This is a genomic window from Micromonospora sp. NPDC005203 (genome assembly GCF_042872705.1).
Classification (GTDB): domain Bacteria; phylum Actinomycetota; class Actinomycetes; order Mycobacteriales; family Micromonosporaceae; genus Micromonospora.
Genome location: NZ_JBIAKV010000030.1, coordinates 22,910 through 23,426, shown reverse-complemented (window position 1 = coordinate 23,426; position 517 = coordinate 22,910).

Here is a 517-nt window from a genome sequence, read left to right as displayed (position 1 = left end):
GGTGGGCCTGACTGTTGCGGGGGCCGGCCCGGCGCACTGGGACTCGATGGTCTCGGTGGCCGGCCACCTCGGGGGGCTGCCAGGTATAACGACCCCGCCCGGCCACCGATTCCGCCGCGAGGGTGACCCCGACCTCAGGACACGGGGTGCGAAACCGGACACCCACCTCTTAACGGGACCCCGGAACCGGACATCAGGCCCCCGGCACCCCCAGCCCACGCACACCACGACGCGCGCGCGACCCGGAAAGTGCTGCCTCAGGTCGCAGCGAGGCAGTAGTCCCCTGATGCTGCGCGGTTCGTTACCGCGGTGGCGACACCGGACACCGCCCCCGATACGCCCGGCGATGGCACCCACCCCATGATCGTGCTCGATCCCGGAAACAGGCCCCTCACCGCGCGGAGGAGACCACCACAACCAGGATCGAGCACGATCATCGGTGCCGCGACTGACCACGCGCGGAGGACATGAGGGCGACGTCAGGTGCCGGGGGTCGCTTCCGCGCTCTCGACGGGCG